Here is a 17,291-nt window from a genome sequence, read left to right as displayed (position 1 = left end):
TCTACTGGTTGGCCCTGAAGTAACCGATCAAGCCGTTGGTGGATGCGTCATGCGAAGTCACGGCACTGTCTTGTTGCAGTTCGGCCAGGATTTTTCCGGCCAGTTGCTTACCCAGCTCCACGCCCCATTGATCGAATGGGTTGATATTCCAGATCACGCTTTGCACGAACACTTTATGTTCATACAGGGCAATCAATGCTCCCAGCGTTTCAGGATCGAGTTTTTTGAACAGAATTGACGTGGTCGGGCGGTTGCCGGGAAAAATTTTGTGCGGCAGCAATTGTTCCAAGGCATCCGCGTTCATGCCCAGTGCGGCGAGCTCGGCGCGGACTTCCTGCGCATTCTTGCCGGTCATCAGGGCTTCCGTTTGGGCAAAGAAATTCGCCAACAGCATGCGATGGTGATCGCCCACCGGATAATGACTCTGGCAAGGCGCCAGAAAATCGGCGGAAACGGTTTGCGTGCCCTGATGCAATAATTGATAGAACGCATGCTGGCCATTGGTGCCAGGTTCACCCCAGACGACCGCGCCAGTGGCGTAATCGACCGCCTCACCGTCACGGGTGATGCGCTTGCCGTTGCTTTCCATTTCCAGTTGCTGCAAATAAGCGGGAAAGCGATGCAGCGATTGATCGTACGGCAATACTGCATGGGATGATGTGGCGAAAAAATTGATTTGCCAGATACCGATCAGGCCGAGCATCACGGGCAGGTTTTTTTCCAGCGGCGCCGTGGCGAAGTGTTGATCCATGGCGCGCGCACCGGCGAGCAGCGCATAAAAGTTGTCCATGCTCACGGCGAGTGCAATCGGCAAACCGATCGCCGACCACAACGAATAACGCCCGCCGACCCAATCCCAGAATTCAAACATGTTATCCGGATCGATGCCGAATTTCTCCACGGCGGTGCGATTGGTCGATACCGCGACAAAGTGCTGCGCGATGTCTTGCTCGCCGCCGCCATGCGCCAGAAACCAGGTACGCGCGGCGTGCGCATTGGTGAGCGTTTCCTGCGTGGTAAAGGTTTTCGAGGCGATGATGAACAAAGTTGTCTCAGGATTGAGATGGCACAACGTGGCGGATAATTGCGCGCCGTCGATATTGGAAATGAAATGCGGTGTGATGCTGTTGAGCTGGTAAGGCTTGAGCGCTTCGGTCACCATCACCGGGCCGAGATCCGAGCCGCCGATGCCAATGTTGACGATATCGGTGAACATTTTGCCGGTGTAGCCTCTACGCGCGCCGCTGTGCACCGCGATGGTGAAACGCTCCATTTGTTTCAACACGCGTTTGACTTCCGGCAACACGTCGATGCCATCCACATGGACCGGCTGCTCGCTGCGCAACGCGATATGCAATGCGGCGCGCTGCTCGGTCGAGTTGATTTTTTCTCCCGCAAACATGCGCTCGATCCAATCGCTCAGTTTTTGCTGCCGTGCCAGTGCCAGCAGCAGATTGATCGTTTCCTGATCGACCGGCTGCTTTGAATAATCGAGCAGAATATCGTTGAACAGCAGCGAGAATTTCTCAAAACGCTGCGGATCTTGCTGGAATAAACTGCGCAAATGCTGTTGCGCCATGACGGATTGATGTGCCTGTAAAGCAAGCCAGGCGGGTGATTGCGTAAGGGATGGCATGATATTTTAGTTGCTGAGAATGATAGATTGTGCAGATTGCCGATTCATTGATTACGGTTTGCGTGTATTAATTTGCAACGTGACGATTAACTCCGGTGCTGTGACCGGCCATTCCAGGATAAGCGTCGTTGCTTGCATGATTTTTTCAAAGCCGCTCTCGGATTGCGACACCGAGAAATGCGGGTGTGCACGTAATGTAACCGGATGAGATGTCGTCAGTGTGACACTACCGCCCAAGGTGTCATCGTCCAAGGTGAGTTCGGATAAACCGGTCAGTTCGAGCCATTGGCCAAAGCCGCCGGGAATTTTACCTTGATAAATATAGCGTCCGCCGACACCGTCGCAGCTCGGCATGGCCAGATTGATTTCGGTGCTGAAGCTGTGCGCCAGCTTGGCGGTGAAATGATAGGTGACTTGCAGCCGGTTGTTGTCCAGCATAATCAGTTTATGCACCGGATACGCGGTGTTTTCCGATTGGAAATGGTTGTTTTCAAGCGCTGAAGCCGAAGACCGGTAGGTGATGAACATCCCGTCCAGGCGATCGACGAACAGATTGCGCGGATGATCGTCCGGCACAATGTCTTCGGCGCTGATTTCATGTTTATAGCTGATTCTGTCATGCGCGGAGGCGATGCCGCTGGCGGTATGGCTGGATGGAGCGCCCGCGCCCGGCTGAATTTTCTGATAATAATGTTCGACCTGGCAGCGCAGGGTATCACCAAAGTTATGCCGGAGCGGATAGGCATCCAACTCGCAAATGCTGGCGAAGCGATCGAGTTTCAGCACGGCTTGCAGAATGCCATTGTGCAAATAAGTTTCTTCCACGCCATCCAGATCGGTGTCTTCGGTGAAATAGGCTGCGCGCGGCGCGCAGGCATCGAGCAATGCTTCCAGTTCGACCAGCGCGTTGTAGACGGCGCGGCGCAGATGCGGCAGGTACAGCCCGCCGAACAGGCCGTGCCAATAGGCATCATTGGCCTGTGATTCATACAGTTTTTGCTGCATCAAGGCGGTACGATGCTTTTCCGGCAGGGCATTCAATCGCGCAGATAGACTCAGCATGCGCTTATGCATCCAGTTGGATTCCGGATAGCGCGAGAAAAAGTTTTTCCAGATGCCGCCGCGTAAGAATGCTTTTTTGTGTTCGTACCAGCCGCTGGTTTTGGCTTGTTGCACCAATTCCGCGTAGGTATTGGCGGATTGCGCGGGCAAAGTCCATTCGTTCATTTCAATGTACGAAACCGTGGGCAGGTAAACGATGCCACGGGTTTTCTCGCTGGCGTGATATTCGCTGTAGTGCTGCGTGCTGATTTTGTTTGAAGCGAGCACGCCCTGAATGAAACGTTCAAGCCAGCCTTTTTCGTATACCCACTGGTAAGTTTCCGGCCAGATGCCGAATTTCTCGATGTCATCAAAATAAATCGCCGCCGCGCGGGTATTTTGCGAATGCTGATCGGCGAGTGATTCCAAATAGGTGATGGTTTCCTCGACCGGGGAAAACGGAATTTTGTAGCGCAGCGATTCGGAAATCGGGAATAAGTCGAGCTTATGGGAATCTTCTTCGGTGGTGAAGTAACCGTTCAATTCCTCTGGTGTTTTGCCAGCGCAGAGAAAATGGTAGTCATCCACGGTAACATAACGGATGCCGCAATCCGCCAGCGAAGGAACAACGGTGGATTCCCACACGCGTTCGGTGAGCCATGCGCCTTGCGGGCGTTGGCCGAATTTTGCCGCCAGTTTATTGGAGAAGGCGTCAATCTGCCCGGCGCGGTCGCGGTTGGGGATGACCGCCAGCACTGGTTCGGTATCGCCAGCGCCGAATAACTCCACTTGCCGCCGCGCGACCATTTCGTGCAGTAATACCATATCATCGGGAAAACGCTGCAACAGGTAATCGAGCAGCCAACCGGAAAAGTGCACGGAAAAACGGAAATCGGGATAGCGGTAAAGTACCTGCAGAAACGGTTTGTAACAGCGCAGATGCGCGTCTTCGAGCACTTCGGGGAAATTACCGACGGGCTGGTGCGCATGCACACCGAAAAGTAGCGATACACGTTGTGACATTCAATGATCCTGGTAGTCGTTTTTAAAAACCAGCGCGGCCGCACACCCAATTCGACAACTGCGCGAGGCAGTTGGAACTGATCAGATGCTACGAAGACCGCCGCATGGCGCTGCTTGCTTCGTTTTGCTCATTGCCTTTGCTAATCGATTCCTGTAATGCCGGTGGTACCGGCAGTTTAAGTAAGCGATACAGATTCATCAGGTTCAACCGGAACAGATGATCGAAACTGGCGACCGAGTGCGCCGGGTTGTAATCGCCAAACCACCAGAACCAGTCGGAGCTTTCGCAGGATGCCAATTGCCGGCTGGCTTCGATTTTCTTTTCTTCGCTTAAACGATCGCTTTGCATGACCAAGTCAAAACTCTGTTTTGCGGCGCAGAGCATATCCCAGGCATGATTCTTTTCCTTGTCGCCGATCCAGGTGGAGAAGGTGCCATACACCCAGCTTCCGGCCGCCAGCGTTGGCAATATTCTAATCATATTGGTTTTCTCCGTATCGGCGATATAGTTCCGGTACGTCGTGGTGCGGATAAACGAGTGGTTCTCGAGCAAACCATAGAGATCATCGAGAAAATAAAAGCCATTGTAGGGATACGACTCCCAAGCGTTTTCTCCATCGAGAATCACGCTGACCACCGGATTCTCGCCAGCGGGGGTGCCATGGTAGATCCGTTCCAACGATTGGATAAAATTTTCCGCCGCATCGCGTCCAAACCATTTGGCATACTCGAAGCCGATCAAGTCGGATAACTGGTCGTCGCGGAAAAAGCAGATGACTTGCCCGGATTCTCCATCGACTTGGTAAGGACGGTACAAATACTCAGTGCGGTCCGGCAATGGCGCGTCCGGATAAGAAGCCTGCAGGCTATTGGCCAGTACGCCTTCGCCACTGGCGCTCCATTGGCAATTTTGCTCGGCAAAGATTTTCAGTAACGCTGACGACAAAGCGCCCTCGGCCGACCATATGCCGGTAGGTTGTTCATTGAAACGCTGGGTGTGGCTGGAGATGGCCGAAGCAAGATGAAACGCAACGCGGCTGCGGCCACCCGGATACAGCTGATGCTCCGGTAACGCCACGCCGGGTTGACTGTCCCGGGCGGAAGTGAAATCGATCAGCAGCGGTGCGAGCGGATGATAGTGCGGCGTGGTGGATAACTCGATCTGGCCGGATTCGGCGAGTTTGCGGTAGCGCGGAATCAGTTCCCGGATCAATTCACCGATCAGGTTGAACAGTTGCAAGCGGTTTTCGTAGCTGAATCCTTGGCTTTGCGCCATCAATTTCATCACGAACTCGTTGTTGCGGCGTACGCTTTCGCCCATCCACGCCAAGTGATACCACACCAGCAAATCGGCTAAATATTGCCCGGAAAAATAAGTCAGCTCGCTTTCGCTGCGTTTATTGAACATCTGGTACAGCTCGTGCAAACGTTTATAAGCCGGATACGGCTGTAGCATAGTGGTGTGATTGCTGAGAAAACAGCTGTCGAACACGTATAAGCGATCCTGAATGGAGATGTGTTCCAGGTCGGGCGTTGCTAACAGACGTAGCAAAGGGCTACGGATTTCCCCGGTGGAGAATTGCGTAGAGAAATCCTCCAGCTGATCCAACAGCACCGGCACAAAATTAATCACCGCTTTGGTGCGCGGGTGCATTTCCAGATGATACGCCATGTCGGTATAGTCCTTGATGGCATGGAGATATACCCACGGCAACACGAATTCGTTGGTGACATAATCCCGGTAGTCCGGCTGGTGCATGTGCCACAGTAAAACTAGATTTAATTGTTTCATTTAAGAATGACGTACCTGCTTGATTATTGTGATTGGAGAGGCGTCACATAGGTAACGTTCAAGATCATTTGATCAGCATGCCTTATGTATTTCCTGTCCCAGCATTTCGGGTGTGATTAAGGTAATGCCTTTTTCGGATACATAGAACCGCTTACGATCCTCATCGGGATCGTATCCCACGACCAGCCCTTCGGGAATGGAACATCTTTTTTCCACGACCACACGGCGCAGGCGCGCATGCCGGCCGACCACCACATCGGGCAGTATGACCGAGTCTTCTACGCTGCTAAAACTATTTACTTTGACATTGGAAAACAGCAGGGAACGGCGCACTGTCGCGCCACTGATAATGCAACCGCCCGATACCGAAGAATCCAAAGCCTGGCCGCGCCGGTTGTCGTCGTCGAAAACGAACTTGGCGGGCGGTAATTGTTCCTGATGCGTCCAGATTGGCCAATCCGCATCATACAAATTCAATTCCGGCGTGACGCCGACCAGATCTACATTGGCTTCCCAATACGCGTCGATCGTTCCCACGTCACGCCAATAAGGTATTGTGTCGTGAGCCATATTGACGCAGCTATGCTGAAACCGGTGGGCGAAGACACGATTGCGAGGCACTAGGTAGGGAATGATGTCTTTGCCGAAATCATGCGCTGAGTCATGGGTTTTATGATCGCGTATCAATTGTTCATAAAGAAATGCGGCATTGAATACATAAATTCCCATGCTCACCAGCGCTTTCCCCGGTTGATCCGGTATTGATGCCGGGTGAGCCGGTTTTTCGGTGAAACTGGTAACTTGCCATGCCGTATCGACGCCCATCACGCCGAAAGCACTGGCTTCCTCTACCGGAACTTCAAGGCAGGCCACCGTCATATCGGCTGCTTTTTCGATATGTTCGGCCAGCAATTTTCTGTAATCCATTTTATAAATGTGATCGCCGCCGAGAATCATCACGTATTTGGCTGTGTGGCGCTGCATGATGTCGATATTCTGAAAAACCGCATCGGCCGTGCCCTGATACCAGGTTTCATCGGCTGTGCGCTGCTGCGCGGGTAGCAACTCGATGAATTCCTTGAAGCGGCCATCGAGAAAACTCCAACCGTGCTGGATATGGCGGATCAAACTCTGCGCTTTGTATTGCGTTACCACACCAATACGCCGGAAGCCTGAATTCACGCAGTTGGAGAGCGGGAAGTCGATGATGCGGAATTTGCCGCCGAAGGGAACCGCCGGTTTGGCGCGCCAATCCGTCAGTTGATGCAAGCGGCTGCCGCGTCCTCCGGCCAGTATCAGTGCCAGTGTATCGTGCGAGATGTTGCTGTGGAAGTGACTGCCGGTATTGTGCTGCGCCGGGGATTCACTGGCATAGTGTGGTTCATTATGATTGTCCATCGCGATGTCCCTTTCTAATGCATGTCGATATAGTATCGTATTATGGCATTTTCTTACATTAAGCTTTCAGTTCAATTGTCTTAAGTCAAAGAGCAGACACGCTATAATTCCCAAGATATCAGCCAACCGGTCAAATAATGTGATTACAGTCAGAAAAACCAATGTCATGCAAAATGCGCTGCTCGATGCCCGCCTGCATGATCCCTATGCCTACCTCGGGTTGCACCGTGAGCAGGGTCAAACGCTGGTACGGGTGTTCCGTCCCTATGACGTACAGGTATGGATCAGGACGGCAACCGGTTTTGAGCCGATGCAGCGTATTCATCCGGATGGAATTTTCGAGTGGCGCGGAGATACTTCGCCTGCTATGCCTTACCGTTTGCGCATCGAGAAAAAAGGGGAACGGCATATCGTTTATGAGTTATTCGATCCGTATGCTTTTGCACCGCAAATTTCCGATCACGATTTGTACTTGTTCAACGAAGGCAAGTTATGGCAGACGTATCGTACGCTCGGCGCACATTCTGTCAGCAATGCCGGAGTGAACGGCATACGTTTCGCGGTGTGGGCGCCGAATGCGGAGCGCGTCAGTGTCGTCGGTGATTTCAATCGCTGGGATGGCCGTATGTACCCCATGCATGTGCATCACGCCAGCGGAGTCTGGGAACTGTTCATTCCGGAATTGCCGCCCGGTTCACTGTACAAATTAGAGATTCGCAACCGCGCCAGCGGTGAAATTCTGATCAAAACAGACCCTTATGCCCAGCGCTTTGAACTGCGCCCCCAGACGGCGGCATTGGTGCCCGCGGATAGCGGTTTTGACTGGCAAGATGCGGCATGGATGACCCATCGCGAAAACTGGGATTGGCTGCACGCGCCGCTGAACATTTTTGAGATTCACGCCGGTTCGTGGAAGCGCCATCCGGATGGGCGTTTTTATAGCTACCGTGAGTTGGCCGAGCATCTGCTGCCGTATGTGCTGGAAATGGGCTATACGCATATCGAATTGATGCCGGTCTCGGAACATCCGCTGGATGAATCGTGGGGTTACCAAACCACCGGCTATTTTGCCGTCACCAGCCGCTACGGCTCAGCCGATGATTTCCGCTTTTTTGTCGATGCTTGTCATCAGGCGGGCATCGGTGTAATTCTCGATTGGGTGCCCGCGCATTTTCCGCAAGATACTTTCGCGCTGGCGCGCTTTGACGGCACAGCCTTGTATGAACACGAAGATCCGCGCCTGGGATTTCATCAGGACTGGGGCACGTACATTTTCAATTTTGGCCGCAACGAAGTGAAATCGTTTCTGCTATCCAGCGCGCATTACTGGCTATCCGAATTCCATCTGGACGGATTGCGCGTCGATGCGGTCGCTTCGATGCTGTACCTCGATTACTCGCGCAAGGAAGGCGAGTGGCTGCCGAACAAATACGGCGGCCGGGAAAACCTGGAAGCCATCGATTTCCTGCGCGATCTGAATGTTATGGTGCACGGCGAATTTCCCGGCGCGCTGACACTCGCCGAAGAATCCACCGCCTGGCCCGCAGTGTCGCGCCCGACCTACGTCGGCGGCCTGGGATTTTCGATGAAATGGAATATGGGCTGGATGCACGACAGTTTGTCGTATATGCAGCAAGATCCGATCTACCGGCGTTATCACCACGACCTACTCACATTCAGCCAGCTTTATGCGTATAGCGAAAACTTTGTGCTGCCGTTCTCGCACGACGAAGTGGTGCACGGCAAAGGTTCGCTATTCAACAAAATGCCCGGCGACGACTGGCAAAAGTTCGCCAACGTGCGTCTGCTGCTGACTTACCAAATGACCTGGCCGGGCAAGAAACTCAACTTCATGGGCAACGAATTTGCGCAACAGCGGGAATGGCGCGTCAATGCGGAACTCGACTGGGGATTGCTGCAACAATCGCCGCATGCCGGAGCGCAAGCATTGCAGCGCGATTTGAATCACTGCTACAAAAATATCCCGGCGCTGCACCAGCTCGACTTCGCCGCCGAAGGCTTTCAATGGATCGGCTGCCAGGATGCCGAGCAATCCATCATCAGCTACCTGCGCCGCGCCAAGGACGGCGGCTTCGTGCTGATCGTCCTCAACTTCACTCCGGTGCCGCGCATCGGCTACCGCATCGGCGTTCCCGCCGGGGGCATGTACCGCGAAATCTTCAACAGCGATTCGGCCTATTACGGCGGCAGTAACATGGGCAACCTCGGCAACATCGCCAGCGTGCAAATGCCCTGGATGGGATTTGCCGATTCGATCGCGATTACGTTGCCGCCGTTGGCAGGGGTGGTGTTTTGTTTACAGATTTCGTAAAGACAACAGTTTCTTTGGCAGTGGCTTCAACAAATATTTTATGAGTTTTTTTCACTTCAGTTTGCCAATATTTGGCGAGAGGTGTGAACATATAAGCTAATGTATAGTCCATGCGGAACTCGGGATCATTGTGATCATCATGGCAAAAGTATTTATACTCAAATATACCCATATGTGTACGGCTATTTCTATCGATTAGACTTATCGAGCTATCAAGGGATTCTATTAGTCGCATATAGATGTGTTCGTAATCAAAATGGGAAGGTGGAATTTTCTCGAAAGGCATTGGTAAGGTGGAATTTTCTCGAGGCATTTTCTTTTCTATATCCAAGAAAATTTTTTGTAGAAAGAACGAAATCTCTCTGATAGTGCTCAGTTTTATTTGTGTGGTGCTAAAAATTTCTTCGCGATTCATTAGAATAGTCGAAGTGAAATTTGATAATAGCTTCCATTGAGCTAAATAGAGCTGTGGTGAACGTGGAAAAATGAGATCTAAATTTTTTCTTGAAATGATACGGCTGGATTCTTGAGCTAAGTGAAGATGTCTGGAAGCTTCATATGCCTTTTCTAATACTACGGGAAGATCACTAGTATTTGACGCATTTTGACTCGAGGTTCCTGATTCTTCATTCCTATACTTGAGATTGATATATTCAATTAGTTTTTTTCCATCTGCTGAAAGCTCTATTTTGCTTCTATCTTCTAATATACTTTCAAATATTCTAAGCGTGCTACATGGTTCTAATTCAATAGATTGTTGATTTTCTGCAGTCGCCCTTTTGAATCTTACCAAATTTTTATCGATGTGCTTACGACATAAATTACGTGCATGAGTCCAGCGCATGACGATTGTAGATCTAACTGAGAGCATACTTAAATCTTTCGGTAGCGGTATGGCATCTTTAGAACTATGAAAATCAGATTTTTCTATTTTGCGTTTCACATAATCCGTCCAGAAAAGAGAAGAGGCCAGTTTGTGTGTCCACAGTGAGTGCTGCCAAAGTATTCCTTCCTCTAAAATCTTGGTTTCTTCATTCGACTCAAGCAACATCCCGAATAAGGTTGAGATACTCGTAATATCTGGATCAGGCCAATTACCTAAATAGTCATAGGCCAGCATAGTCTTGTTGCTCTGATTCGACTCTAACTGTCGAGCTTTATCAATGCACTTGATTGCTTCTAGGGCTCTATTCTTGAGTTTCGGATACATCTTGTCCATAAGTTGCTTATAATTTAAAGGTGCTTGATCTGACTCGGATTCACATACTAAATTAGTATTGTTAAAGAAGTCATAGTCGAAGCAATCTAATAATGAAGTGGTGTAGTGGATAGCTTTAATGTGCGTCATCGCGGCACTGATGTATAACCGATTCATCTCGAAAATCTCTACGGCACTATCCAGTAAAGAATCTAAAGTCTGCTCTTTCTCCAATGGCGTCATTTTTGACGCATTTGGTTTGCAGACAAACATAAATAAGTTTTTAAGAAATTCTTCTTTATTTGATTCCTGGGGATTGATCGCTTCATCCTCGGGCTCTTTGGGTTTTACAATTACTTCGAATAGATTGCGCGACTTAAGGATCAAGGTACTCTCAACTATTCCGACCTGTGCATTGCCAATCATATAGGCATTTCGTTCGTCAAATTTAGATAGTAGAGAATCAGGGGCAGATTTTGCATACTCTAAAGTGGTTTCGAAGGATTCAAGAGCTGATTCTGCTTCACCTAAAAAGAAATGCAGACTGGCAGCGCGATAATGGAATCTCTGATCTTCCAAACGATATAGATGTTCTGGTAGTTGAATTTTTTTGTTTTTGTGGGGTATATATTTTTTATAGGGACGAGGGCTACGTTTTAAATCCAGGTAGAGACCAGCCCAGAAAGGTAATTTCAATAAATCCCATTTCGAGTCTCCACTTTGGAGATGAAGACTCAATTCTTTATCATTACTGAGACTCTGAACAATATGATCTGCTTCTGAGTAGATGGCAGCAGCGTGGTTATAATTCTGCCTACGTTCTTCAAGATCACCATGCTTAAGTAAAACTTCAATGTATTGCATTAAGGTTTCTTGATTGATACTGGATCCTTCTTCTTTCAATGTATTCGCCAGGATTCTACTGGCGGTATGGTAATGTATGGAGGCAGCATTATAGGATTGTTCGATGGTGCACATATCTCCCAAAGAGAGATGGGATCTGGAAGTTACATCAGTTTCCGAACTACTGGTGTTGGCGAGAATGACTTCAAAAAAACGTTTCACATATCTCATCGAATCCAGTGAGAAGTTAAAAGAGGCCGATTCCAATCCGCTGACATGGCTGATATAACGGAGTTCCTGTTCAAATCCGCTGTGAAAGCGGTATCTGTAAAGTCCATTTCTCACTCTCCTGATATAGGATTTAAAAATGTTAGTCAGTAAATCATCGACGATCGTGTTGAGTTCAGGGGAACGATAGACGTTGATAGCCTCTGACATCAAGTGCAGAGATTCGCGTTTAAAACCATATGAATGCAGTTTGAGAATGAAATGCAAGGATGAAAACGAAGAGACAGTTAGCTTGTCGCTGATTTGCGAGACTTCGCGACTGAGATGATGCTGGAAAAGGGTGGTGATTTCGGATGCAAGAGAAAAACTTCGCAAATGATTGACATTGAAAACTAGCCATTGTTCAGATTTGTTAGCCTTACCCAAATCTTTATCATCCAAAATTAAGAGTAAGTTTTCTTCTTTGTTTAATTTCTCAACAAGTCCAATCGGATAAGTGAAGCTTTCAAATATCGAGGAAAGTTTCTTTGGATTTCCCCATGAATGAAAGGTAAGGTAAAAAATAAAATTCATTAAGATAGCAATGCCATAACGAATCTCCTCTGGTGAGGTATTAGAAGTATCGAGAGATTTTCTATACTCCTCCAAAGTGAAATAGGACTCCTTCTTTATTTCGGGCATCACAGGCCGGTATTTTTTCCTCAGCCAAAAGCCCTCCAAAGTGAAATAGGATTCCTTCTTTATTTCGGGGACCTTTCTAATTCGTCGACATACATATTCTGCTACCCCTGCATAGAGCTGTGTATTTCTTGTACTACGTTCTCCTTTGTCGGATAAAAGACTGGGTATTTCGAAAACTTGATCAAAGAGACTACCGTATAAGGAATTTGGACTTCCTTTTTCTGAATAGTATCTATCTAACGTTTCTCGCCCTGATATAAAAAAGAATATGACGGGCGCTGTGGTAATGAAATTTTTTAGTGAGCCGAGCAGGGTGTTTATTTTGCTACTTTTGTCGGACTCTTGTGTGCTAGATTGATCGTGATGATGAATTTCGGACAGCTCTTCGTCATCCGAAAGTTTATCTATTTCATCCATTACAATGACTACTTTTGCATTAGCATTATTGAATAGCCCATTATGGTTTAAGATCCTGATTAGCTGTTCCTCAGCCTCCCTGGCTTTGATAGGAAGTCTTTTTTTATGTTTTGAAAAACCAATACTATTTGAAAATAAAATACTTGAATCATGCTTCAGCGTCGCATTCCGTTCTTCAGTGATCTCGTAACTCATCCTTTCAATCAGCTCATCAATATCCCTGAGTGCTTTAATTTCGTTATAATTTCTTAAATATAAGACTATCCAAATCAATGCAGTCAGAGGTAATAAAATAGGTATTAGCCACTCAGAAACAATAAGTATCTGCTCTGGATTAAGTAAGAGGATCAATGGCGCTGCCATGCAGGCGAAAAGTACAGAGCTTGCGCCTATATTTCGTAGCTTAATGGAAGGTTCTGAAAAAAAATTCCGCGTCCATTTGGATATCTTTTCCCACGTTGATGGTGGTGACTTGGTACTATTATTCCCATCAGCAATCGTATTGCGCAAAATATTGGCAATGGAATAGTAAATATTCATTGGTGTTAATTGACTATTGTCACCTAAGTTAATCCTTACGTGGTATATCTTTAGATTTCTTTTCTTCTCCTCATTTTTGTTCGCTACAGCTGAACTTAAAGCTTTGTCAACCACACTGGTTTTTCCAGAGCCACGATAACCGGCAATCAAGTAGCTGCCTCTTAGTCTTCTGGTGCTTTGTAACAGATCAACTAATTTTTCTGTGATATTTTTTCGACCGACAAAGAATCGTTCTTGATCTTCGTTATGATTAATTAGTTCATCAGTAGATTTAGAGGATTGAAGAGGGATTGCTATTGTGCGATATTCGGTGAAAACGTCAGGTTTCATCTGAGATTCTTTAGTTATCAATTCGTGCTCACTTTAGATCATCATGCAAAGCACTACGAAATTACGGAAAGAAATGATTTGAATAGCAAAAAGAAGATGGATTCTTTATGTGACAAAATAGTTCTGCTGAAAATAATTTAAAAGTATCTATAAATTAATAGGTTGTATTGAATTCTATCACAAGATCGATTGAGTATACTGTTGTTGCATAAAGTAAGGGAATAATTTCTTCTACTCTTAATATTTTCTAAACACTGGTATTTATTTCATGGTAAAGCAATGAAATTGATAGGTCTTTAGATTAAAACGCTGAAATTAAAATATACTGGCAGCTTCCCAGGATATTTTCTCAAATGCTTCTTGCTGACATGACAATCACAAATACCCTACCGGTATCGCATCCACATGATCGGATAGCAGTATCCAGGTATTTACAAAACAGATTACTCCACCATGACCGATCGGGGTGTCGAGGTTCTCGATCATACTGAATCCTCTGAATTTCATAGTGTGAACAGCTGCCGATTTTTTGATTTCGACCGGATAGAGTGTTCCGTTTTCTTCAATGAGTAGATCGATTCCCCGCTTTTCCTTGTCGCGGTAAAAATAGATCCGGGGGCTGCGGCTATGATGCAAATAGGATTTGATGGTTTCCGCGATAGCTTAGGTTTCCAATATCGCGACTGACATCGCGTCGAGCTCCAGAGCACCGGCATTCAGTCAGTCGGTCAGTGAAATGACTTTAAAGCGAGCACTTGCTTCCGGAACGGCTTTCCCGAGGGGCGGTGATATTTTTTCCATGTCCCGGCTAATCCAAAGTCAGACTTCAGAATAGTCAGGAACGTCGTTAATTCAAGTAACGGCTGGACTATTCCTGCTGGCTGAGTTAATAGTGCGGCGCATCAAACCTATGCAAGTTTGGCTGTTGAATTCGGGAGGGATCGTGAAGCGGTTGAAGTGTGTTGCTTGAAGCCGATACTCAGGGGGGGGGCGCAGACAGTAAGTACAAGAGAATGTTGGTATCCAGAAATGCCTTATCGATCATGGGCTTAGATACGGTCAAATTTGAAATCCGCCGGTAATTTCCCCCGGTATTTTCTTAAGCGGGCGAGAATCTCGCGTGCTTCCGGTGTTTTGCTGATCTCCAGGTTGCGCGATCCGGTGACATGAATTTCAATATCGTCGCCTTCCTTGAGATCTAATACTTCGACTACGGCGGCGGGTAATCTTACCGCTAAGCTATTGCCCCATTTAGAAACTTGCATTTTGTATCCTTAGTTGGTGATATACGCTGATTGGCAGTATATCTTGGATTTTTAAACGAGGGGTATTTTTGATTTTCGTTGTTTGTCTGTCAGACTTCATCACTCCGCCACAACTGCGCAGCCCCTCTAACACCGGAGCTGTCGCCGTGGATATTTTTCAAGATTGGCGTGATGAATTGATCGTTAAACACATAGCGTGCGACGTTCTCGCGGCCTTCGCTATAGAGCCGGTCGATATTCGATAATCCGCCGCCCAGCACGATGACATCGGGGTCGAGGATGTTGATGACGGTCGCCAGCGCGCGGCCGAAGCGGTCGAGGAAGCGCTGCATCGCCGCTTCCGTCAAGGCATCGCTTTGCGCTGCCAGTGCGACAATGTCATTGGCTTGCAAGGCGCGATTGCCGCCGTGGCGGTGATAATCGGCGGCCAGGGCGGGACCGGAAATGAATGTTTCGACGCAGCCCTTCTGCCCGCAGTAGCAATCCGGCCCGTTCCGTTCCAGGATGTTGTGACCCCATTCTCCGCCTATATGTTGACGGCCTTGATGTAATTGTCCGTTGAACACGATGCCGCCGCCGACGCCGGTGCCCATGATGACGCCGAACACCACGCCGTAACCTTTGCCCGCGCCGTCCAGCGCTTCGCTTAAGGCAAAGCAATTGGCGTCGTTGGCGATGCGCAGTGGCCGGTTCAATAGTCCTTGCAAGTCCTCGAACAGCGGTTGTCCGTTCAGACACACGGTATTGGAATTCTTCATCGTGCCGCTGACCGCCGAGATCGCGCCCGGCGTGCCGATACCTACCGGGCATTGCTGGCCGGTTTCCATTTCCAATTGCCGGGTGAGCTGCACAATAGTGTGCAAAATCGCCCAATAGCCAGCCGATTGCTGCGTATCCACGCGCTTTCGAACCAGCTCTTTACCGTCAGCGTCCAGCACTACGCCTTCAATTTTAGTACCGCCGAGATCAATACCGATGCGCATGGGCGAGCCTCGAACGGTTACGCCGCGATGCGCGCGCCGCGCATGAATACCAGCGCGCCGCGATCGGAGGAAATCGGACGGGATTCGGAACCCGTCGGCGCGAGTTGCCAGTCGCCGCTGCATAGCAGCGTGTCGCCGAAGAACGCGTCGCCTTCGAGCAACAAGCATTCTTCATCGTGGGCGAGCGATGCTTGCTGCGATGACCAATGGGTTCCGGCGGCGATGCGCAGTAATGATGAGCGGGTTTGACCGTCGTCGTGCAGCGGCTTGCTGGAGACACCGGGTGCGAGTTCTGACCACTCGCCTTCGTTGGCGCGGATGGTGATCAATTCGCGGCCATCGCCGGGCAGGTATGCGGTGAGCAGGTCGCGCGCGACTTCGGCGGTGTGGCCCACCGGTATACCCCGCAGGTACAGCAACGCGCTGCTTTCCGATGATATTTTGCCGTGACGGCTGCCCGCGCGTGCCAGGTGATAATCGCCGCTGTTCACCTTGAGGTGACCGAGGCTGGCGGAGCCGCGCAGCACGATGCATTCTTCGTCTTCGTGGTGGCGGTGCATCGGCAGGCTGGCGCCGGGTTCGATGTCGAGCAGGAAAGCGCGGTTATGTTGATCGAGTGTTTTGGCGCGCACGCCGGGGAGAATCTTGTGCCATTGGCCCTGATCACTGCGTACCGTGATGCGTGCGGATTCCGCTGCGGTGCTGGCATGGATGCGCTGGAAAAGCTGGGCGCGGATTTTTGCGCGTTGTTGATCGCTCGGCTGTGCTGGTTCCAATCCTTCCAGCAGCGACGCTTCAACTTTGTCGGCGTGCTGCGGATTATCCGAGTCTAATGAGTAGCGTTTTTTCATCGTTCAAAACCTTTGACTAAATCGTCCTCGAGCACATCGTGCAGCTGCTTGAGCGCGCGGCGGATATGCGATTTGATCGTGCCCAAGGCCATATCGCTGAAAGCGGCGATTTCTTCGTGCGTCAAGCCGCGGAAGAAAGCCATCGCAACTAATTGGCGCTGCACCGGTTCGAGCTGTTGCAGCGCCTGATTCAATTTGGCGTTATTTTGCGCCGCCGCCAGCAAATCTTGCGGATCGCCGTCGTGCGAAGGTTCGTTGGTTAATAGCAGCTCCGGTTCTTCGCAAAGCTCGGCATCGTCCGCCTTGCGCAAATAATCCAACGCCCGGCTGCGCGCGATCGTCAGCAGCCAGGCGATGACATTGCCGCGTTGCGCATCGAAGCGCGGCGCTTCGCGCCACACCTGCCTGTACACATCCTCTCGCTCACTTCTTCCGCCGCTTGCGGGTTACATGTGATCCGCAGCGCGATGCCGTAAACGCGCGCCAGTGTTGCTTCGTATAGCTCCGCCAATGCTTGTTCGTCATACCTGGCGATAGCGGTGATCCACGCATGCATCTGCGCGTCGACGGCATTGCAGTCACTGCGATGGGTATCGCTGGTTGCCACTGCTGATCAAACCCTAATCATTATGATTAACTGTAAGAATTCCTAGCGTTGTTTACAGTATTCAGGAGAATACTGTAGATGAACATACACAAACGCACTCGCTTAACATTATTGGATCGTCAGGAA

Annotated in this window: 10 protein-coding genes and 1 pseudogene; 1 reads left to right on the top strand and 10 read right to left on the bottom strand. The window is 49.5% G+C overall.

The annotated features are described in order from the left end of the window. Position 1 precedes the first annotated feature (1 nt). The 4 genes from pgi to glgC form a co-directional block, all read right to left on the bottom strand. Complete coding sequence (gene pgi, locus BLU57_RS06205; RefSeq protein ID WP_090317911.1) at positions 2-1,636, bottom strand: glucose-6-phosphate isomerase; 1,635 nt, start codon at positions 1,634-1,636, stop codon at positions 2-4. 51 nt (positions 1,637-1,687) lie between these two features. Continuing rightward, positions 1,688-3,700 carry an alpha-amylase/4-alpha-glucanotransferase domain-containing protein gene (locus BLU57_RS06200; protein WP_090317908.1) on the bottom strand — a complete coding sequence of 671 codons (2,013 nt, stop codon included), beginning with the start codon at positions 3,698-3,700 and terminating at the stop codon, positions 1,688-1,690. Positions 3,701-3,788: 88 nt separating this feature from the next. After that, positions 3,789-5,492 (bottom strand): glycoside hydrolase family 57 protein, encoded by a 1,704-nt coding sequence (locus tag BLU57_RS06195; RefSeq protein ID WP_090317905.1) that lies wholly within the window; start codon positions 5,490-5,492, stop codon positions 3,789-3,791. A 72-nt stretch (positions 5,493-5,564) separates the two neighbouring features. Further along, entirely contained in the window at positions 5,565-6,890 is a 1,326-nt protein-coding gene (gene glgC / locus BLU57_RS06190) for a glucose-1-phosphate adenylyltransferase (protein WP_090317903.1), read from the bottom strand. Positions 6,891-7,056: 166 nt separating this feature from the next. On the opposite strand from glgC, the gene glgB reads away from it, so the two are divergent. After that, complete coding sequence (gene glgB / locus BLU57_RS06185) at positions 7,057-9,222, top strand: 1,4-alpha-glucan branching protein GlgB (RefSeq protein WP_090318100.1); 2,166 nt, start codon at positions 7,057-7,059, stop codon at positions 9,220-9,222. On the opposite strand, the gene BLU57_RS06180 is transcribed toward glgB, so the two are convergent. The 6 genes and pseudogenes from BLU57_RS06180 to BLU57_RS06155 form a co-directional block, all read right to left on the bottom strand. Beyond that, on the bottom strand, positions 9,173-13,459 hold the full coding sequence (locus BLU57_RS06180; RefSeq protein WP_090317900.1) for an ATP-binding protein: 4,287 nt from the start codon (positions 13,457-13,459) through the stop codon (positions 9,173-9,175). The genes glgB and BLU57_RS06180 overlap by 50 nt on opposite strands. 534 nt (positions 13,460-13,993) lie before the next feature. Beyond that, positions 13,994-14,107 (bottom strand): annotated as a pseudogene (locus BLU57_RS16825) (hypothetical protein); the annotation flags it as partial. Between the two features lie 401 nt (positions 14,108-14,508). Next, the gene (locus BLU57_RS06170) at positions 14,509-14,724 is read right to left on the bottom strand and encodes an AbrB/MazE/SpoVT family DNA-binding domain-containing protein (RefSeq protein ID WP_090317893.1); all 216 of its coding nucleotides are present in this window, start codon (positions 14,722-14,724) and stop codon (positions 14,509-14,511) included. 89 nt (positions 14,725-14,813) lie between these two features. Continuing rightward, positions 14,814-15,707 carry an ROK family protein gene (locus BLU57_RS06165; protein ID WP_090317890.1) on the bottom strand — a complete coding sequence of 298 codons (894 nt, stop codon included), beginning with the start codon at positions 15,705-15,707 and terminating at the stop codon, positions 14,814-14,816. Between the two features lie 17 nt (positions 15,708-15,724). Beyond that, positions 15,725-16,558, bottom strand: coding sequence for a cupin domain-containing protein (locus BLU57_RS06160; RefSeq protein WP_090317887.1), 834 nt, complete (start codon positions 16,556-16,558; stop codon positions 15,725-15,727). Continuing rightward, a complete protein-coding gene (locus tag BLU57_RS06155; RefSeq protein WP_256206183.1) occupies positions 16,555-16,971 on the bottom strand; it encodes a sigma-70 family RNA polymerase sigma factor in 417 nt (138 codons plus the stop codon). The genes BLU57_RS06160 and BLU57_RS06155 overlap by 4 nt, the downstream gene beginning before the upstream one ends. Positions 16,972-17,291 lie beyond the last annotated feature (320 nt).

This window comes from Nitrosomonas oligotropha, from assembly GCF_900106555.1.
GTDB classification, from domain to species: domain Bacteria; phylum Pseudomonadota; class Gammaproteobacteria; order Burkholderiales; family Nitrosomonadaceae; genus Nitrosomonas; species Nitrosomonas oligotropha_A.
This window is presented reverse-complemented; position numbering and strand designations above follow the sequence as displayed.